The 18,299-nt window shown below is 72.6% G+C and carries 16 protein-coding genes; 3 read left to right on the forward strand and 13 right to left on the reverse strand.

Annotation, left to right across the window (positions count from 1 at the left end; translation table 11 throughout):
- Positions 1 to 10 precede the first annotated feature (10 nt).
- Genes AB0J53_RS15215 through AB0J53_RS15225 form a run of 3 tightly spaced genes read right to left on the reverse strand, consistent with a single transcriptional unit; the run spans position 11 to position 1,882 of the window.
- Complete coding sequence (locus AB0J53_RS15215; RefSeq protein WP_364172260.1) at positions 11 to 940, reverse strand: RluA family pseudouridine synthase; 930 nt, start codon at positions 938 to 940, stop codon at positions 11 to 13.
- The gene (lspA, locus tag AB0J53_RS15220) at positions 924 to 1,514 is read right to left on the reverse strand and encodes a signal peptidase II (protein WP_308125667.1); all 591 of its coding nucleotides are present in this window, start codon (positions 1,512 to 1,514) and stop codon (positions 924 to 926) included. Before lspA ends, AB0J53_RS15215 begins: the two co-directional genes overlap by 17 nt.
- Positions 1,478 to 1,882, reverse strand: coding sequence for a TraR/DksA C4-type zinc finger protein (locus AB0J53_RS15225; RefSeq protein WP_246644367.1), 405 nt, complete (start codon positions 1,880 to 1,882; stop codon positions 1,478 to 1,480). Before AB0J53_RS15225 ends, lspA begins: the two co-directional genes overlap by 37 nt.
- Positions 1,883 to 2,302: 420 nt before the next feature.
- On the opposite strand from AB0J53_RS15225, the gene ileS reads away from it, so the two are divergent.
- The 3 genes from ileS to AB0J53_RS15240 all read left to right on the forward strand — a co-directional run bounded on the left by ileS (position 2,303) and on the right by AB0J53_RS15240 (position 7,042).
- Positions 2,303 to 5,452 carry an isoleucine--tRNA ligase gene (gene ileS / locus AB0J53_RS15230; RefSeq protein WP_364172262.1) on the forward strand — a complete coding sequence of 1,050 codons (3,150 nt, stop codon included), beginning with the start codon at positions 2,303 to 2,305 and terminating at the stop codon, positions 5,450 to 5,452.
- 136 nt (positions 5,453 to 5,588) lie between these two features.
- A complete protein-coding gene (locus AB0J53_RS15235) occupies positions 5,589 to 6,431 on the forward strand; it encodes an alpha/beta hydrolase (protein ID WP_364172264.1) in 843 nt (280 codons plus the stop codon).
- Positions 6,428 to 7,042, forward strand: coding sequence for a TetR/AcrR family transcriptional regulator (locus AB0J53_RS15240; RefSeq protein ID WP_364172266.1), 615 nt, complete (start codon positions 6,428 to 6,430; stop codon positions 7,040 to 7,042). Before AB0J53_RS15235 ends, AB0J53_RS15240 begins: the two co-directional genes overlap by 4 nt.
- Before the next feature lie 204 nt (positions 7,043 to 7,246).
- On the opposite strand, the gene AB0J53_RS15245 is transcribed toward AB0J53_RS15240, so the two are convergent.
- From AB0J53_RS15245 to murG, 10 genes are all read right to left on the reverse strand, one after another.
- A complete protein-coding gene (locus tag AB0J53_RS15245; RefSeq protein WP_364172268.1) occupies positions 7,247 to 7,882 on the reverse strand; it encodes an MBL fold metallo-hydrolase in 636 nt (211 codons plus the stop codon).
- Between the two features lie 132 nt (positions 7,883 to 8,014).
- Positions 8,015 to 10,288: a hypothetical protein gene (locus AB0J53_RS15250; protein WP_364172270.1), complete on the reverse strand. Its 2,274-nt coding sequence runs from the start codon at positions 10,286 to 10,288 to the stop codon at positions 8,015 to 8,017.
- Between the two features lie 62 nt (positions 10,289 to 10,350).
- Positions 10,351 to 11,217 (reverse strand): DivIVA domain-containing protein, encoded by an 867-nt coding sequence (locus tag AB0J53_RS15255; RefSeq protein WP_219502314.1) that lies wholly within the window; start codon positions 11,215 to 11,217, stop codon positions 10,351 to 10,353.
- A 107-nt stretch (positions 11,218 to 11,324) separates the two neighbouring features.
- Entirely contained in the window at positions 11,325 to 11,618 is a 294-nt protein-coding gene (locus tag AB0J53_RS15260) for a YggT family protein (RefSeq protein ID WP_049564087.1), read from the reverse strand.
- Between the two features lie 80 nt (positions 11,619 to 11,698).
- On the reverse strand, positions 11,699 to 12,199 hold the full coding sequence (sepF, locus tag AB0J53_RS15265; protein WP_049564089.1) for a cell division protein SepF: 501 nt from the start codon (positions 12,197 to 12,199) through the stop codon (positions 11,699 to 11,701).
- 139 nt (positions 12,200 to 12,338) lie between these two features.
- Positions 12,339 to 13,031 carry a YggS family pyridoxal phosphate-dependent enzyme gene (locus AB0J53_RS15270; protein ID WP_219502312.1) on the reverse strand — a complete coding sequence of 231 codons (693 nt, stop codon included), beginning with the start codon at positions 13,029 to 13,031 and terminating at the stop codon, positions 12,339 to 12,341.
- Positions 13,032 to 13,199: 168 nt separating this feature from the next.
- The gene (gene ftsZ, locus AB0J53_RS15275) at positions 13,200 to 14,720 is read right to left on the reverse strand and encodes a cell division protein FtsZ (RefSeq protein ID WP_364172274.1); all 1,521 of its coding nucleotides are present in this window, start codon (positions 14,718 to 14,720) and stop codon (positions 13,200 to 13,202) included.
- Between the two features lie 342 nt (positions 14,721 to 15,062).
- Entirely contained in the window at positions 15,063 to 15,725 is a 663-nt protein-coding gene (locus tag AB0J53_RS15280; RefSeq protein ID WP_219502308.1) for an FtsQ-type POTRA domain-containing protein, read from the reverse strand.
- Between the two features lie 86 nt (positions 15,726 to 15,811).
- On the reverse strand, positions 15,812 to 17,224 hold the full coding sequence (murC, locus tag AB0J53_RS15285; RefSeq protein ID WP_364172276.1) for a UDP-N-acetylmuramate--L-alanine ligase: 1,413 nt from the start codon (positions 17,222 to 17,224) through the stop codon (positions 15,812 to 15,814).
- Positions 17,221 to 18,297 (reverse strand): undecaprenyldiphospho-muramoylpentapeptide beta-N-acetylglucosaminyltransferase, encoded by a 1,077-nt coding sequence (gene murG, locus AB0J53_RS15290; protein WP_219502304.1) that lies wholly within the window; start codon positions 18,295 to 18,297, stop codon positions 17,221 to 17,223. The genes murC and murG overlap by 4 nt, the downstream gene beginning before the upstream one ends.
- Between the last annotated feature and the right edge of the window lie 2 nt (positions 18,298 to 18,299).

The raw sequence follows: 18,299 nt of genomic DNA on the forward strand, positions 1-18,299 counted from the left end.
TGCTGACCGGCTACGACTCGGCGCGCACGACGTCGAGCGCGTGGCGCAGGTCGTCCGGGTAGTCGGTGGTGAACGACATCCACTCGCCGGTGGAGGGGTGCTCGAACCCGAGCGACACAGCGTGCAGCCACTGCCGGGTGACGCCCAGCCGGGCGGCGATCGTCGGGTCGGCGCCGTACATGAGGTCGCCGACGCACGGGTGCCGCAGCGCGGACATGTGCACCCGGATCTGGTGGGTGCGGCCGGTCTCCAGCTTGATGTCGAGCAGCGAGGCCGCCCGGAACGCCTCGATCGTGTCGTAGTGGGTGATGGACGGCTTGCCGCCCGCCACCACCGCGAACCTGCCGTCACCCGAGGGGTGGCGGTCGATCGGCGCGTCGACGGTGCCCCGGAACGGGTCGGGATGCCCCTGGACCAGCGCGTGGTAGCGCTTGTCGACGGTGCGCTCCTTGAAGGCGCGCTTGAGGAAGGAGTAGGCGTGCTCGCTCTTGGCCACGGCCATCGCGCCGGTGGTGTTGGCGTCGAGGCGGTGCACGATGCCCTGCCGCTCGGCCGCGCCGCTGGTGGCGATCGTGTGGCCGGCGCCGAGCAGGCCGCCGATCACGGTCGGGCCGGTCCAGCCGACGGTCGGGTGGGCGGCGACGCCGATCGGCTTGTTGACCACGACGATGTCGTCGTCCTCGTACACGATCGTCATGCCGGGGACGGGCTCGGCCACCGGCATCGGGGTCGCCACCGGAGGCGGCAGCGTCACCTCCAGCCAGGCTCCGGCGTGGACCCGGTCGGACTTGGCCGGCTCGCGGCCGTCGACCATGACCTCCCCGGCGCCGATGAGCTCGGCCGCGCGGGTGCGCGAGAATCCGAACAGCCGGGAGAGCGCGGCGTCGAGCCGCTCGCCCTCCAGCCCGTCGGGCACGGGCAGACTACGCTGCTCGGCCACTCTTGCCCTCCCTCGTTCCGTCGATCTGGTAGCCACGCCAGGCCAGGACGACCGCCACGATGCCGCCGCACACGATCGCCGAGTCGGCGACGTTGAACACCGGGAAGTAGTCGATCACCGGGAAGTTACCGGGCAGCACCTCGACGAAGTCGACCACGTGCCCCTGGAACTGGGTGGACCTGCCGAAACCGGAAGGGTAGCGCAACAGCCGGTCGGTGAGGTTGCCGAGCGCGCCGCCCAGCAGCAGCCCGAGCGTGATCGCCCAGGGCATGCTGCGGAGCTTGCGCGCCGTGCGGATGATCGCGACGACCACGCCGGCGGCGATGAAGGTGAAGACGAACGTCATCCCGGTGCCGATGCTGAAGGCGGCCCCGGAGTTGAAGATCACCCGGAACTGCAGGACTCCCGGGATGACGACCAGCGGCGGCTCGCCCTCCAGCGTCCGCAGCACCACCGTCTTGGTGACGAGGTCGGACACGTACAGGACGGCCGCCAGGCAGGCCAGGACCGCGATCAGGCGGCCCCGGCGCCCGCCTGCTACCGGCGTTCCTCCTTCTGCTTGCAGGCCACGCACAGCGTCGCCCTCGGGAACGCCTGAAGGCGTTCCTTGCCGATCGGCTTGTGGCACGATTCGCACACTCCATAGGTCCCTGCGTCGATCCTGGCGATCGCACGTTCGTTCTGCGCGACCAGGTCGCGTGCATTCAGGGTAAGGGCGATCTCGCGTTCCCGCTCGTACGTCTTGGCGCCGGCGTCCGCCTGGTCGTCGCCCGCTCCCTGGGTGACGTCACCCGAGGCGATCTCCGTCTCGTGGCGGCGGATGTCGGCGTTGAGCTCGTCGATCTCCGTCTGCAGACTGCCGCGTACCTCGGCCAGCTCCTGTTTCGACCACATCGACGGTGTTGCGGTGGTCTGCGTGACTGCCACCATGGCTGCCTCCATGCTGATCAAGGCCGTGAATGGTGCGGGCAGCTTAGGTCTCCGATAACGGAACGGCAAACGACCCGCCGGACGGTTTACCTCTGCCGTACTATCCCGCCCCGCAGTTCTCACTCCTGCTCAGTGGACTCCATTCCCACAACTTTGTCGCTTGCAGGCACTTCCCCGGCACGGGGAAAGGCGGAAGCGACCGGCCTCCGCTCTGCGTTAAGGTGTGAAGCTGCAAGGCGTTGATGGGGCCCTCGTGTGAGGGATATCACCCCGGAGCCGCCGGAAGAACGGCTCGCCTCGAGCTCACTAGACCCGGCAGCAGCCAAACGAAGAGGGCCCCTCAGGGGCCAAGAAGGGTGGTACCGCGGAGCCCGTGCGGCTTCGTCCCTTCACGCCGGTCCGTCCAGTCGACGCGTGGAGGTCCCACCCGAAATGTCTTCGCCATCATTCCGCTCTCTTCCCGCGCAGGTCGACCTGCCCGCGCTCGAGCGCGAGGTCCTGGACCGCTGGCGGGACGGGAAGATCTTCGAGCGCTCGATCCAGCAGAACGAGGGCAACCCGTCCTGGGTCTTCTACGAGGGCCCGCCCACCGCCAACGGCCTGCCCGGCGTGCACCACGTCGAGGCGCGCGTGTTCAAGGACCTGTTCCCGCGCTACAAGTCGATGCGCGGCTTCAGCGTCCCCCGCAAGGCCGGCTGGGACTGCCACGGCCTGCCCGTCGAGGTCGGCATCGAGAAAGAGCTCGGCCTGTCCGGCAAGCGCGACATCGAGGCCTACGGCATCGCCGAGTTCAACGCCAAGTGCCGCGAGTCCGTGCTGCGCCACGTCGACGCGTTCGAGCAGCTCACCGAGCGGATGGGCTACTGGATCGACCTGTCGACGGCCTACCGGACCATGGACCCGGCCTACGTCGAGGCCGTGTGGTGGTCGCTCAAGGTCGTCTTCGACAAGGGCCTGCTGTTCCGCGACTTCCGCATCACGCCCTACTGCCCGCGCTGCGGCACCGGCCTGTCCGACCACGAGCTGGGCCAGCCCGGCGGCTACGAGACCGTCACCAGCCCGTCGGTCTACGTCCGCATGCCCGCGACCTCCGGCCCGCTGGCCGAGCTGGGCGCCTCGCTGCTGATCTGGACCACCACGCCGTGGACGCTGGTGTCCAACACCGCCGTCGCCGTGCACCCCGACGTCACGTACGTCGCCGCCCGCACCGCCGACGGCGAGGTCCTGGTCGTGGCCGAGCCGCTGCTGACCGCCGTGCTCGGCGAGGACGCCACGGAGCTGGCCCGCTTCACCGGCCGCGAGCTGGAGCGCACCACGTACGAGCGGCCGTTCGAGCTGGTCGACATCCCCGACGCCCACTACGTGGTGCTCGGCGACTACGTCACCGTCGAGGACGGCACCGGCCTGGTCCACCAGGCGCCCGCCTTCGGCGCCGACGACATGGCCGTCATCAAGCGCTACGACATGCCGGTCGTCAACCCGATCGGCCCCGACGGGCGCTTCCTGGACGACGTGCCGATGGTCGGCGGCGTGTTCTTCAAGGACGCCGACGAGCGGCTGACCGACGACCTGCGCGGGCGCGGGCTGCTGTTCCGCGGCGGCCACTTCGACCACAGCTACCCGCACTGCTGGCGCTGCCACACGCCGCTGCTCTACTACGCGCTCCCGTCGTGGTACATCCGCACCACCGCGGTCAAGGACCAGATGCTGGCCGAGAACGCCCGCACCAACTGGTACCCCGACACGGTCAAGTGGGGCCGCTTCGGCGAGTGGCTGCGCAACAACGTCGACTGGGCGCTGTCGCGCTCGCGCTACTGGGGCACGCCGCTGCCGCTGTGGGTGTGCTCCGCCGACGAGAGCCACGTGACCTGCGTCGGCTCGCTGGCCGAGCTGGGCGAGCTGGCCGGGCAGGACCTGTCGGCCCTCGACCCGCACCGGCCGTTCGTCGACGACGTGGCCTTCCCCTGCCCGACGTGCTCGGCCGAGGCCCGCCGGGTGCCCGACGTCATCGACGCCTGGTACGACTCCGGCTCGATGCCGTTCGCCCAGTGGGGCCGCCCCGGCAAGCCCGAGGGCGTCTACCCGGCGCAGTTCATCTGCGAGGCCACCGACCAGACGCGCGGCTGGTTCTACTCGCTGATGGCCGTGGGCACGCTGGTGTTCGGGCAGTCCTCGTACGAGAACGTGCTCTGCCTGGGGCTCATCCTGGCCGAGGACGGGCGCAAGATGAGCAAGCACCTGGGCAACATCCTGGAGCCGATGCCGCTGATGGACCAGCACGGCGCCGACGCGCTGCGCTGGTTCATGGCCTGCTCCGGCTCGCCGTGGGCGGCCCGCCGGGTCGGCCACAACGCGCTGGAGGAGATCGTCCGCAAGGTCCTGCTGACCTACTGGAACACCGCCTCGTTCTTCACCCTGTACGCCAACGCCGAGTCGTGGTCGCCCGCCATGCTCGCCGACGCCCCGCCGGCCGCCGAGCGCCCGCTGCTCGACCGGTGGGCGCTGGCCGAGCTGCACCGCACGGTGGCCGAGGTCACGGCGGCGCTGGACGAGTACGACACCCAGCGGGCCGGGCGCAGGCTGGCCGAGTTCCTCGACGACCTGTCCAACTGGTACGTGCGCCGCTCGCGCCGCCGGTTCTGGCAGGGGTCGCGGGAGGCGTTCGCCACCCTGTACGAGTGCCTGGAGACGGTCACGCGGCTGATGGCGCCGATGACGCCGTTCGTCACCGACTACCTGTGGGACGTGCTGCGCGGCGAGGACGCGCCCTCCTCGGTGCACCTGGCCTCCTGGCCGGCCGTGCGCGAGGACCTGCTCGACCCGGCGCTGTCGGAGCGGATGGCGCTGGTGCGGCGGCTGGTGGAGCTGGGCCGCTCGGCCCGCGCCTCCTCCGGCGTCAAGACCCGTCAGCCGCTCGGCCGCGCCCTCGTCGGCGCACAGGGCTGGCCGTCGCTGCCGGGCGAGCTGCGCGACCTGGTCGCCGACGAGCTGAACGTCCAGGCCCTGGAGGACATGTCCGGCTTCAGCGCCGATCTCGTCTCCTACACGGTCAAGCCGAACTTCCGGGCGCTCGGCAAGCGGTTCGGGTCGCAGACCAAGCTCGTGGCCGCCGCCGTGGCCGCCGCCGACGCCACCGCGCTGGCCCGAGGGCTGCGCTCCGGCGCCGCGGTGACCGTGGACGCGGGCGAGCTCGGCCAGGTCGAGCTCGGACCGGACGAGGTCATCGTCACCGAGCAGCCGCGCTCCGGCTGGGCGGTGGAGACCGGCGCCGTCGACACCGGCACCGGCGAGACGGTCGCGCTCGACCTGGAGCTGACCGACGAGCTGCGCCGCGCCGGGCTGCTGCGCGAGGTCATCCGCCTGGTGCAGGACGCGCGCAAGTCGAGCGGCCTGTCCATCACCGACCGCATCGACCTGTGGTGGACGGCCTCGGGCCCCGACCTGGCGCAGGCGCTGCGCTCGGGCGGCGGCTCGGTCGCCGACGAGGTGCTGGCCGCCTCGGTCACCGAGGGCGCCGAGCCCGGCCTGCCCGAGCACACCGACGCCGACCTGGGGCTCACCTTCCAGCTCCGCCGCGCCTGAGACGTCCCGCACTCCCTCCCGGGCGGCGGTAGGGCCTGCCCTACCACCGCCCGGGGGGAGCACCTTCCTTGTCCGGGCACCGGGCCGCCGCAAGACTTGGCCAAGCGCCCATTTGCTTCCGGAAGGAGCTCGTCCCATGCGAGTCCAGGTCAACGGCACCACCCTGTACGTCGACGTCGAAGGTGCCGCTCTTGAGCCCGACGGCTGCACGATGCGGGAGAAGCCCACGCTCGTGCTGCTGCACGGCGGCCCCGGCCACGACCACACCATCTTCAAGCCCGCCTACCGGCAGCTCGCCGACGTGGCCCAGCTCGTCTACGTCGACCAGCGCGGCAACGGCCGCAGCCAGGACTCCGACCCGGCGACCTGGCACCTCGACCAGTGGGCCGACGACGTACGCGCCCTCTGCGACACCCTCGGCATCGTCAGGCCGATCGTCCTCGGCTGGTCCTGGGGGGGCGCCGTCGCCATGAACTACGCCGCCCGCCACCCCGGCCACCCCGCCAAACTGATCCTGCAGAGCACCGTCGCCCGCTGGGACGTGGACCGCGTCGTCGAGGGCTTCCGCGCCGAAGCGGGCGAGGAGGCCGCGCTGGCCGCCAAGGCGTTCCTCACCGAGGGCACGCCGGAGACGTTCGCCGCCTTCGGGCGGCTCTGCGCCCCCGCCTACAGCCCCGACCCGGCCTTCCCCTCGGAGGCCGACATCCAGGCGATGGCCCGCATGACCCCCAACCCGGAGCTGACCATGAGCTTCATGTCCACCGCCCGCTTCGACCTGCGCGACCGGCTCGCCGCGATCCGCTGCCCGACGCTCGTCGTGGCGGGCTCCCGCGACCCGATCACGCCCCTGGACACCGCCCAGGAGATCGCCGCCGGCGTGCCCGGGGCCCGGCTGGAGGTGTTCGGGCGCTCCGGCCACTTCGTCCCCGACACCGAGGGCGAACGGTTCTTCTCCCTGCTGCGCACGTTCGTCGCATGACGTACCTGCCGGCCGGGGAGCGGCGCCGGCTCATCGCCGACGCCGCCATCGAGGTGATCGCCGAGGAAGGGCTCGCGCACGCCACCACCCGGCGCATCGCCGAACGCGCCGGCACGCCGCGCGCCACCATCCACTACTGCTTCCGGGGCAAGGACGAGCTCATCATGCTCGTCCTGGAACGCGCCGGCGCCACCATGCGCGCCGCCTTCGACGGCCTCGACCCCGCCGCCGGGCTGGAGGCCACCCTGCGCGCCCTCGTCGCCACCTACTGGCGGTGGATCCGCGACCACCCCGGCCTGCACCTGGCCCTCATGGAGCTGACCATGTGGGTCATCCGCAACAAGGACAGCGTGCTGCCCGGCTCCCAGGACGTGTGGGAGGCCGTCAACGGGCCGCTCGGCGGCGACCTCATCCGGTCCGCCCTGGACGCCGCCGCCGACGCCGACGGCGTCCGGCCCGCCGTGCCCACCGGGGAGCTGACGCGCTTCCTCATCCACCGGATGGACGGGCTGGTCTTCGAGTACGCCGAGACAGGCGACCCGGCCGCCTGCGAACGCCAGGCCACCCTCCTGGCCGACGCCCTGGTCACCCTGACCCGAGCCCACCCCTGAGCGAGCCCACCCCCGCACCCGGCTTCCCCCCGGCCTGGGTGTGAGGCCGGGGTGTGAGGCCGGTACGCGAGGCCGGTACGCGAGGCCGGTACGCGAGGCCGGTACGCGAGGCCGGTACGCGAGGCCGGTACGCGAGGCCGGTACGCGAGGCCGGGGTCACGCCTGGACCGGGTCACGCTGCGGCCGGGGACGGGGGCGGGGGCGTCAGAGGTCCACGGTGCCGCCCACGGGCAGGCGCCGGATGTCCGCGCCCAGGCCGTCCCGCTCGCTCTCCAGCACGCCGTCGAGCACCTTCAGCCCCCACTCGTTGAGCAGCCCGTCATGCACCGCGAACGCCCTGCGCGGCCGCATCGTCCGCAGGACGCCGATCAGGTCGGGCACCGTCATCCACGGCGCCTGCCCCGGCACCAGCAACGTCGGCGCGTCCACCACGGTGAGCGCGTCACCCGGATGGAACACCTCCCCGTCGACCAGGAACCCCACGTTGCCCACCGGCGGCACGTCGGGGTGGCTCACATGGTGCCGCTCCCCCACGACCGCCACCTCGAACCCGGCCGCCTTCACCACATCACCGTCCCGCACCACCTGCACCCGCTCGGCGAGCCGCGGCAGCTTCCGCGCCACGGCCTCACAGGTGTAGATGACGAGGTCCGGCTTCTCCTCGGCCGCCGCCCGCAACCGGTCGGCGTCGAAGTGATCCCAGTGCTCGTGCGTGACCAGCACCGCCTCCGCCCCGGCCAGGGCGGCGGGGTCCGGCATGATCATTCCGGGGTCGATGACCAGTGCCCGCGAATCCTTCTCCAGCCGTACGCAGGCATGTCCGTACTTGGTGAGCTTCATGCGCCCATCCTGCCGCCCGTACATCGCCCCGCACGCCCGGCTTCGCGTACAGCTCAACCCGCCGCAGGCCCGGCTTCGTGCACAGCTCAACCCGCCGCGCGCCCTCTCGGACGCGGGGCGGTGTCGTCGATGTCAGCCGACGGCCTCGCGCTCGTTCTGGCAGACCGAGCAGCTCGTCAGCCCGGCCGCCTCGGCCTGCGCCTGCGTCATGGTCTCCACGCCCGAGTCGCCGGCGCCCTGGATCAGCGGGCACGCGGTGCTGTGGTAGCGCCGGGTCCCGACGATGACCTTCACCGTCCCGCCGCCGTTCTTGCCCTGGGCAGCGGCGGCCTCACGGCCCTTGCCCGCGGCACCGGCCGTCCCCTTGGCTGACTCCGCCGACGAAGCCGGACGCCCCGGGCCAGCGGACTCCCCCGCCGTCCCGGCCATCCTTTCCTCGGCTGTCCGAGACTGCGCCTTCCCCTTGCCCGCGCCAGAGGCACCGCCTTCCGCGGCCCCCTTCCCGGCCCCACTGCCCGCAGCGGTCCCGCCCTTGGCAGCGGAAACCTTGGGCGTTGAGTCCTTGGGCGCGGGGCCCTCGGTCACGGGGCCCTTGGCGGCGCCGGTCGAGGCGGCACCGGTAGAGGTGCCGCCACCCGACGCGCCACCCGTTCCGGCGGCTCCGCTCGCGGCGGCGCCCGTCGGCCTGCCACTCCCGGAGGTTCCGGTGGCTCCGCTCGCGGACGCGCCCGTAGATCTGCCGCCACCTGAGGTTCCGCCCGTTCCGGCGCTGCTCGGGGTGGCGTCTGACGGGGCTGCCCCTCGTGAGGCGCCCGTGGGAGCGGTCCCCTGGGAACCGCCCGTCGGGCCGGTCTCCTTGGAGTCGCCGGCCGAGCCCGTCCCCTTGCGGTCGCCAACCGGGGCAGCGCCCTTGGGGGCGTCGGCCGGGGCGGCGCCCTTGGATGTGCCGGCCGGGGCGGCACCCTTGGAAGCGCCCGCCGGAGCGGCGGTCTTCGCGTTGCCTGCCGAGGGGCGGTCGGCCGGGGTGGCGTTCTTGGGGCCCGTGCCGGAGGGCAGGGGGCCGCTGGGGCGGGCCGATTCCGCGGACGATGCCGGGCGTTCCGGCGCGTCACCCGCTGGGGAGCCGGGCCGGACGCCGCCTGCGGCGGGTCGCCTGACCCCGCTGGGCGGCGTCATCTCGGAGGCCGCCTCAGCCTGGCGGGACGTACTGGAAGAGGACGGGCCGGAAGCGGACGGGCCGCCCGACGCGCTGGACCGCTCCGTGCGGCCCGCGGCGGCGGCGGCGGGAGGCTGCGGCACCGGCGTGCCGTCGGCGGTGACGCGCGGCTGCGGCTGAGTGTCGGGATCGCGGTCCGCCGGGTCGGCGTCGCGGTCAGCAGCGTGGTCGGCAGTGGGCCGCCCCGGCTTGGCGCCGGGCAGCGGGAGGGAAGTCCTGGTCTCCGTCTCGTCCTCGTCGGAGGCCGTGGCGCTGCCGCTGGGACGGGAGCCGGAGGGGGTGTCGTCAGGCTTGGCGGCCGGGCGGGCGAACCAGCCGGACGCGCTCTCACCGTCCTCGGCGGGCGAGGCGGGCGAGGCGGACGGGCCGTCGGCAGGCGCGGGGCGCCCCTCGGCGGGCGAGGCGGCTGCGGCCTCGGCACGCGACCCGGTCGCACGCTCATCAGGCGAAGCAGACGAAGCGGGCGAGCCCGGCGACGCGGATGAACCGGACGGGGTGGGGGTGGAAGCCTGGGGACCGGACTTCGGCGGGGCGACCGGGGAACGCAGGTCGCGCGTGGGTTCGGCGGGTTCGGCCAGATGTGCGGCGGAGACCGCGGGCTCGGGGTCGGCGGCAGGCGGCAGCTGCCGTCCGCCGAGCGCGGCGTCCGGGAGGCAGGCGGTGCAGGGCGTGAAGCCCTCCTCCCGCGCCTCTTCGTACGTGAGCTCCTCGTGATCCCGTCCGGCGAGCTGGCGGCATCCCGGCACGTGGTAGCGCCTGCGTCCGGGAATGACCAGCACGATCGCGTCCGGGGAGATCCCTCCGGCCGTCGCGGGGCGGTGCGTCGCGGGTGCCTGCGCGGGCCGGGCCGCGGGCGCGGGCACAGGTGCGGGCATCGCCGGAGTCCGCTGGTACGGGTGCGGACCGGACGGCGGTTGTGTCCCCATCGGGGCCCCCATCGAGGTCCCTGCCGAGGTCGTCATCGGGCCGGTGCGGGTGTGCGGCGCCCCGGGGGGCACGAGCCCTGCCGGAGGGGGGGTGGCCGGCGCAGCGGCCTGCCCACCACCGGGGAACAGCTCGTGACGCCGCAGCAGCGCTCCGATCACCAGGAACAGCGCCGACAGCACGCTGACCACGATGGACCACATGATCAGGAACGGCTTGGCCAGTACGAAGCCCGCGATCAGCAGCACGACCGCCGCGAGCACCAAACCAGCACTGATAAGGATCACTAGGGGCTCTTTCGAGTGACGGGTCCGGTCGACCCGTTACTTTACCGGCGGTCGTTGTGGGGACCGTCACCGCCGGGGAAGGCACCCTGCGGAGCCTCGCCGCCGAACGGGTTCTGGCCACCAGGCAGAGGCTGCTGACCACCCTGAGGCACGGCGTGCGACATGGCGGGAGCGCCGGGACCGCCCGACATGACCGGGAACCCGCCGCTGCCCTCCGCGGAGACGTTGAGCTCGGCGAGCTGGTTCTCCAGGTAGAGCTTGAGGCGGCTGCGGTATTCGCGTTCGAAGCTGCGCAGCTCCTCGACCTTGCGCTCGAGCTCGTCGCGGGTCTGGACGAGGGAGCCCATGGCCTGACGGTGGCGCTCCTGGGCGTCGCGCTCGAGCGTCTCGGCGCGGGCGCGGGCGTCGCCGATGACCTGCTCGGCCTGGCGGCGGGCCTTGGTGAGGATCTCGTCGGCCTCGCGGCGGGCGCGGGTGACGGTCTCGTCGGCCTCGCGGCGGGCGTCGGCGATCGCCTGGTCGGCGGTCTGCTGGGCGAGGGCGAGAACGCGGGCCGCGGTGTCCATGTTGTCCTCGGCGGGAGGCATGTTCATGGCCACGGGAACCGGCTGGGGCTGCGGCTGCGGCTCGGGGGCCCGCATGGGCTCCGGCTGCGGCGGCTGCATCATCTCCGGCTTGGGCTGCTCCTGGACCGGCGCGGAGGCCATGGGCATGTTCATGCCCCCAGGCACCTTGCCGCGCAGGCACTCGGCCAGCTTGGCGCGCAGCTCCTCGTTCTCCTGGATGAGGCGGTCAAGCTCGGCCTCGACCTCGTCGAGGAACGCGTCGACCTCTTCCTCGTCGTAGCCCGGTCGCAACCGGGTCGTGCTGAACTGCTTGTTCCGCACATCAGCGGGCGTAAGCGGCATCTTTTGGTCTCCTTGGCGCGCTTTGGAGTCTGTCCGGAGGGACGGTAACCCGAATCACTTCAGCGCGGACACGAGTTGGATCACGACCTGTGCCCCGCGGCCCCCACTCATCGGCCGCCGAACGATCCTACGATGTTGATCAGCAGCAGGACGATGATGAAGAGGACAGTGAAGCTTAGGTCAAAGGCCACCGTACCCAACCGGAGCGGGGGAATGAAACGGCGGAGGAACTTGAGAGGCGGGTCGGTTGCGGTGTATGTGGCTTCGGCGAGCACGAGGACGACCCCTGAAGGCCGCCACTGCCGGGCGAAAGCCTGCACTGTCTCGAAGATCATCCGGCCGATGAGCAGCACCAGATAAAGAGACAGGACGACGACCAAGATCTGGCTTACGATCCCCACGGTCCGGCCGTCCCTCCACTTCCGATGTGTCCGCCCGGTCTCGGGGAGACCTGGTTGGATCCGATAGGCATACAGAGACTCTAACTCTGGTTGAAGAACCCGCGTTCCGCGATTCGAGCCTTGTCCTCGGCGGTCACCTCGACATTGGCAGGGGACAACAGGAACACCTTGTTGGTAACACGTTCAATGCTGCCATGTAGCCCGAAGACCAGACCTGCCGCGAAATCGACCAGCCGCTTTGCGTCGCTGTCAACCATTTCCGTCAGGTTCATGATGACCGGCGTGCCGTCGCGGAAGTGCTCGCCGATGGTCCGGGCCTCGTTGTACGTCCGGGGGTGGAGGGTCGTGATGCGGGCCAGATCGGTCGTACGGCGCTCCAGGACGGTCGTGGCGGGCCGCGGCGCGGGGACCCCGGGCTCGGCCTCCTCCTCACGGTCCTGGACCGTTACGGGACGTTCCTCGCCGGTTCGCGGCCCGTCGTCCTCGTAGGTGTACTCATCCGTGTAGGGCTCGTACCTCTCGTAGCGGTCGTCCTCCACGAGACCGAGGTAGACCGCCATCTTGCGCATCGCGCCGGCCATCGCTAAGTCGTCCTCCTGCTCATGGTCGCACTCGCTCGGGCCTGTCGCCGGGCCCGAGGCGGTAGCCGTACCCCCTTGGAGCTCACCGCTGATCGACCTCTACCGGATCGCGGGCCTTGAAGACCCACTTGAGGGGACATTACCTGACGAAGAGCTTGCGGCGGCCGAGCAACGCCGTACCGATCCGCACATGTGTGGCGCCGTGCGCGACGGCCTCGGCCAGATCGTCGCTCATACCCGCCGAAATCATCGTGGCACGTGGATGCCGGTCCTGTACGGCCAGCGCCACTTCGCGCAGCCGCGCGAACGCCGCCCCCGGGTCCTCCCCCAGCGGCGCCACGGCCATGACGCCGCCGAGCCACAGGCCCGGCGCGGCGGCGATCTGCGCGGCGAGCTCGGGCACCTCGGCGGGACGGGCGCCGCCCCTGGCCGGATCGTCGTCGAGCGCCACCTGGACCAGGCAGCCGACCTCGCGGCCCTGCCGTACGGCCTCGCGGCTGATCGCCTCGACCAGCCGGAGCCGGTCGACGGAGTGGATCACGTCGGCGTAGCCGACGACGGAACGGACCTTGTTGGTCTGCAGCTGCCCGACGAAGTGCCAGGTCAGCGGGAGCCCGGCGCACTCGCGCGCCTTGGCCGCGGCCTCCTGGTCCCGGTTCTCCGCCACGTCGCGCAGGCCCAGCTCGGCCAGGATGCGCACGTCGTCGGCCGGGTAGGTCTTGGTCACGGCGATCAACGTCACTTCGCCCCGGTCACGCCGCGCCGCCCGGCACGCCTCCCCGATGCGTCCTTCGACCTCGGTGAGGCCCGAGGCGATCTCTTCCCTTCGCACGCCTCTCCTTCCTGTGCGCCCCCATCCTCCCGCACCCGGCTCCCCGCCACGGCCCCGCCCCCCTGGCGGGAACGGTCCGCGGTCACGTACGAGAAGAGGGTCACAGGCCCCTGGCACAGCGGCGCCGCTCCCCTGGGACGGACGAGGGAGCGGCGGGGGCCTGCGGTGCTACTTGAGGAAGTCGGGGACGTCGAGCTCCTCCTCCTGCTCCTCGAAGACCACCGGCCGACGTTTGGCGGGCTCCGACATGCGGGAGGTGATGGGCGTGGGCGGGTTGGCGGGCTCCGGGGTGGGCCGCGGGATGGAGACCGGGCCGGGCTGGTCGTCCTGGCCGGCGGCCGGCTCCTGGGCGCTCTCGGCGGGCCGGGCCGGCTCCGGGCGGGGCTCGGGCCGGGGCTCCGGCCTGAAGTCCGTACGGGGCGGCTCGGGGCGCGACTCGGGCCGGAAGTCGGCACGCTGCTCCGGACGCGACTCGGCGCGGGGCTCGGGGCGCGGCTCGGGCCTGAAGTCGGCACGCTGCTCGGGACGCGACTCCGGGCGGAACTCGGCGCGGGGCTCGGGACGCGGCTCGGGCCTGAACTCGACGCGCGGCTCCGGGCGGAGCTCGGGCCTGGGCTCGGGCTTGACGGCGGCCGGTGGCGTGCTGGAGCGCGCGGGCGGCGGCACGGGCGGCGCGGCGGGCTGCGCCGGCGCCTGGGCGGCGGGACGCGCCTGCGGGCGCGGCAGCGGCTTCTCGGCCGGCGGCAGGTCGTCGAAGCCCGCGGCGATCACGGTGACCCGCACCTCGTCGCCGAGCGCGTCGTCGATGACCGTGCCGAAGATGATGTTGGCGTCGGGCGCGGCCGCCATGGAGACGAGCTGGGCCGCCTCGTTGATCTCGAACAGGCCGAGGTCGGAGCCGCCCGCGATCGACAGCAGCACGCCGTGGGCGCCGTCGATGCTGGCCTCCAGCAGCGGGCTGGAGACGGCCATCTCGGCCGCCGCGACCGAGCGGTCGTCGCCGCGCGCGTGGCCGATGCCCATGAGCGCCGAGCCCGCGCCCGACATGACCGACTTGACGTCGGCGAAGTCGAGGTTGATCAGGCCGGGCGTGGTGATCAGGTCGGTGATGCCCTGCACACCGGAGAGCAGCACCTGGTCGGCCGCCTTGAAGGCGTCCAGGACGCTGACCTGCCTGTCGGAGATCGACAGCAGCCGGTCGTTGGGGATGACGATGAGGGTGTCGACCTCGTCGCGCAGCGTCTCGATGCCCGCCTCGGCCTGCATGGCGCGGCGGCGGCCCTCGAAGCTGAACGGCCGGGTGACTACGCCTATCGTCAACGCGCCCAGCGATCTGGCGATGTTGGCCACGACGGGCGCGCCGCCGGTGCCGGTGCCGCCGCCCTCGCCGGCCGTGACGAAGACCATGTCGGCCCCCTTGAGGACCTCCTCGATCTCCTCCCGGTGGTCCTCTGCCGCCTTGCGGCCGACGTCGGGGTTCGCCCCCGCGCCGAGGCCGCGCGTGAGCTCACGGCCCACGTCCAGTTTGACGTCGGCGTCACTCATCAGCAGCGCCTGGGCGTCGGTGTTTATCGCGATGAACTCGACGCCCTTGAGTCCCTCTTCGATCATCCGGTTGACGGCGTTCACTCCGCCGCCGCCGATGCCGACGACCTTGATGACCGCGAGGTAGTTCTGCGGTGCTGCCACGACGAGGGGCCTTTCCGCTCGTTGACTTGCCATTTCGGTGCGGATTTCTCCGCGTCTTGTCAGTTCGGGTAACTCTCAACCTCAAGTTGAGATTTAGATTTATGTCAACCTGAGATTGATACGGACAGTAGGAGTTACGCTCCGCGCGGGTCAACTAACCGCGCCGCAAGCACGTCCGGCGTGTCGCGGGCTGTCCGTTTCGCTCCGTGGTCACGCCTGGTCGGGGGCCTCCACCGCCGTTACCCGGGGTACAGGCTCTCACGGCGGGAGGCCCGCGACGGACAGGCTCGGCGGTGCCGCGGCCCCGAGTTTGGCCGCCCGGGTGACCATGAGGGCCGATCCTCACCTGAGCGTCACCACGTCGGGCGAGCTCACGTCGTAGACCTCGGCCTCGCGCCGCAGCATGCTCGCCAGGATGCGCGCCTTGGCCTCCGGGCGGTCCACGCCGCCCCAGATGACCGTGCGGCCGTCGGAGAGCGTCAGCGTGACGTCCTCGGCCGTCGTGGCGGCCACCTGGCGCACCCGCCCGGCCAGCTCCCCCGGCAGCCCCTCGACGACCTTGAGCGCCGCCATGGTGACCGGGTCGCCCGCCGCGGGCGCGGCGACCTTCAGCACGGGCAGCAGCGGCGGCGCGACGTCCTGCACCTCGATGACCACGCCGAGCTTGTCGATCAGCGCCACCTGGCTCCCGGCGGGCACCTGGGCGACCGGCTCGCGCTCGGCGACCTCGATGCGCAGGGTGCCCGGCCAGACCCGGTCGACCTTGGCGCCGGCCACCTGCCTGATGGCCTGCACCCGGGCCTGGACGCCGGCCAGGTCGACGGTCGCCAGCGGGTGCAGGTCGGGGACCTGGGCCGCCTGCCTGATCCGGTCGGCGGGCACTGTGACATTTCCCACGATCTCCACCGATCGCACGCCCAGCACCGGCGAGAAGAAGATCAGCCACGCCGCCGTCCCCACCACTCCGGCGGTGAGCAGCACCAGGAACACCTTCCGCGCCTTCATCGCCCTCCCCGCGTCACCCTGTGACCCCCGAACCTACGCCGCCGGCCCGGGGGACGCCGTGGCGCCACGCCCGCGTGTCAGCCGTGTCAGCCGCCCGACAGGCGGGCGACGATCTGCGGGCCGAGCTCGGTCACGTCGCCCGCGCCCATCGTCAGGACGACGTCGCCGGCCCGCGCCCGCGCGGCCACCAGCGCGGGCACCGAGGCGCGGTCGGGCGCGTAGGCGACCCGCTCGGCGGGCAGCGGCACCCGCCCGGCCACCAGCGCGCCCGACACGCCCGGCTCGGGGTCCTCGCGGGCCCCGTAGACGTCGAGCACGATCGCCTCGTCGGCCAGGCCGAGCGCGGCGCCGAACTCGTCGGCGAAGAAGCGGGTGCGCGAATAGAGGTGCGGCTGGAAGATCGCGATGACCCGGCCGTGGCCGGAGTAGGAGGCGACCACGTCGCGGGCGGCCCGCAGGTCGGCGGCCAGCTCGGTCGGGTGGTGGGCGTAGCTGTCGAACACGGCCACGCCGCCCGCCTCGCCCTTGGCCTCGAAGCGCCGCTTGGCCCCGGTGAAGGCCGCCAGGCCGTCCCTGATCTCCTCGAAGGGCAGGCCCAGCTCGTCGGCCACGGCGATGACCGCGGTGGCGTTGAGCGCGTTGTGGGCGCCGGGAACGGCCAGCCGCACCTCGCCGCCGCGCCCGCCTGGGCCCTCGACGGTGAACACGGTGCCGAACCCGTCGGGGCGCACGCCGGAGATCCGGTAGTCGCCCTGCTCGCCGTAGGTCACCACGCGCAGCCCGCGCGCCCGCGCCTGGGCGGCCACCTCGGCCGCGCCGGGGTCGTCGGCGCAGGAGACCAGCAGCGAGCCGATCCGCTCGGCGAAGCGGGCGAAGCTGTCGTGCACCGCGCGCGGGTCGCCGTAGTTGTCCAGATGGTCGGCCTCGACGTTGGTCACCACGGCGATCTCGGGCGCCAGCATGAGGAACGAGCCGTCGCTCTCGTCGGCCTCGGCCACGAACACCTGCCCGGACCCCTCGTCGGCGCCGAGCCCGGTGGTGACGAGCTGCCCGCCCACGCAGTAGGACGGGTCGGCCCCGCACTTCTGCAGGGCGACGGTGAGCATCGAGGTGGTGGTGGTCTTGCCGTGGGTGCCGGCGATGGCCACGCCGGTGCGCCCGGCCATGACGGAGGCCAGCGCGGCGGCCCTCGGGATGACCCGCAGCCGCTGCTTGAGCGCCTCGCCCAGCTCGGGGTTGGAGTCGCGGATGGCGGTGGAGACGACGACGGTGTCGACGTCGCGGATGTGGGAGGCGGCGTGGCCGATGTGCACGGTGGCGCCCAGCTCGCGCAGCTCGGTGACCTGCTCGCCGCTGCGGGCGTCGCTGCCGGACACGCGCACGCCGCGCTTGAGCAGGATGCGCGCGATGCCCGACATGCCCGCGCCACCGATGCCGATGAAGTGCACCCGGCCCAGGTCTTCTGCGGCTACGGGATCGACCAGCTTGACGAGGCTCATCGGGCTATCTCCAACACTTTCCTGGCGAGTATGAGGTCGGCGTCCTTCCTCCCCAGTGTGGAGGCGGCCTCCGACATGGCGGCGACCCGCTCGGGGTCGTGGAGGACGGGCAGCACGTGGTGGACGATCCATTCGGCGGTCAGCTCGGCGTCGTCGACGAGCAGCCCGCCGCCGCCCGCGGTGACGCGCTCGGCGTTGAGCCGCTGCTCGCCGTTGCCGTGGGGCAGCGGCACGTACGCGGCGGGGAGCCCGACCGCGGTCAGCTCGGCGCAGGTGAGCGCCCCGCTGCGGCACACCGCCAGGTCGGCGGCGGCGTAGGCGAGGTCCATGCGGTCCACGTACGGGAGCAGGACGTACTGCGGGTCGCCGGGCGGCGGCTCGTGGTCGACGGTGTTCTTGGGGCCGATGACGTGCAGCACCTGGACCCCGGCGCGGCGCAGCGCGGGGGCGGCGGCCAGCGCGGCCTCGTTGATCGAGCGGGCGCCCTGGGAGCCGCCGAACACCAGCAGCGTGGGCCGGTCGGTCTGCAGCCCGAACCACGAGCGCGCCTTGTCGCCGGTGGACAGCCGGTCGAGCTCGACGATCTCGCGGCGCAGCGGGGTGCCGATGAACTCGGCCTTGCCGATCGAGCTGTCGGGGAAGCCGGTGAAGACGTGGTCGGTGAGCCGGGCGCCGAGCCGGTTGGCCAGGCCGGGGCGCGGGTTGGCCTCGTGCACGACGATGGGCACGCCGCGCCGCTTGGCGGCCAGGTAGGCGGGGGTGGCCACGTAGCCGCCGAAGCCGACCAGGACGTCGGCCCGGACCCGGTCGAGGACGGCGGCCATGGCGTTGACCGCCCCGGCGAGCCTGCCGGGGACGGTGAGCAGCTGCGGGGTGATCGCCCTGGGCAGCGGCACGGCGGGGACCAGCTCCAGCTCGTAGCCGCGGGCCGGGACCAGGCGCGTCTCCAGCCCTCTGTCGGTGCCCACGCAGGTGACGCCGACACCCGGATCGAGGCGGCGTAGCGCGTCGGCCAGGGCGAGAGCCGGCTCGATGTGCCCGGCCGTCCCGCCACCGGCGAGGACCACCCTCATGT

It is taken from the genome of Nonomuraea sp. NPDC049725, from assembly GCF_040674795.1.
GTDB lineage: Bacteria > Actinomycetota > Actinomycetes > Streptosporangiales > Streptosporangiaceae > Nonomuraea > Nonomuraea ceibae.

What these genes read in the sequence shown, in the direction of transcription:
- murG (WP_219502304.1), bottom strand. Translation starts at nt 18,297, where the DNA reads ATGAGGGTGGTCCTCGCCGGTGGCGGGACGGCCGGGCACATCGAGCCG.
- AB0J53_RS15255 (WP_219502314.1), bottom strand. Translation starts at nt 11,217, where the DNA reads ATGCCGCTTACGCCCGCTGATGTGCGGAACAAGCAGTTCAGCACGACC.
- murC (WP_364172276.1), bottom strand. Translation starts at nt 17,224, where the DNA reads ATGAGCCTCGTCAAGCTGGTCGATCCCGTAGCCGCAGAAGACCTGGGC.
- ileS (WP_364172262.1), top strand. Translation starts at nt 2,303, where the DNA reads ATGTCTTCGCCATCATTCCGCTCTCTTCCCGCGCAGGTCGACCTGCCC.
- AB0J53_RS15280 (WP_219502308.1), bottom strand. Translation starts at nt 15,725, where the DNA reads ATGAAGGCGCGGAAGGTGTTCCTGGTGCTGCTCACCGCCGGAGTGGTG.
- sepF (WP_049564089.1), bottom strand. Translation starts at nt 12,199, where the DNA reads ATGGCCGGCGCGATGCGCAAGATGGCGGTCTACCTCGGTCTCGTGGAG.
- AB0J53_RS15235 (WP_364172264.1), top strand. Translation starts at nt 5,589, where the DNA reads ATGCGAGTCCAGGTCAACGGCACCACCCTGTACGTCGACGTCGAAGGT.
- AB0J53_RS15225 (WP_246644367.1), bottom strand. Translation starts at nt 1,882, where the DNA reads ATGGAGGCAGCCATGGTGGCAGTCACGCAGACCACCGCAACACCGTCG.
- AB0J53_RS15240 (WP_364172266.1), top strand. Translation starts at nt 6,428, where the DNA reads ATGACGTACCTGCCGGCCGGGGAGCGGCGCCGGCTCATCGCCGACGCC.
- AB0J53_RS15245 (WP_364172268.1), bottom strand. Translation starts at nt 7,882, where the DNA reads ATGAAGCTCACCAAGTACGGACATGCCTGCGTACGGCTGGAGAAGGAT.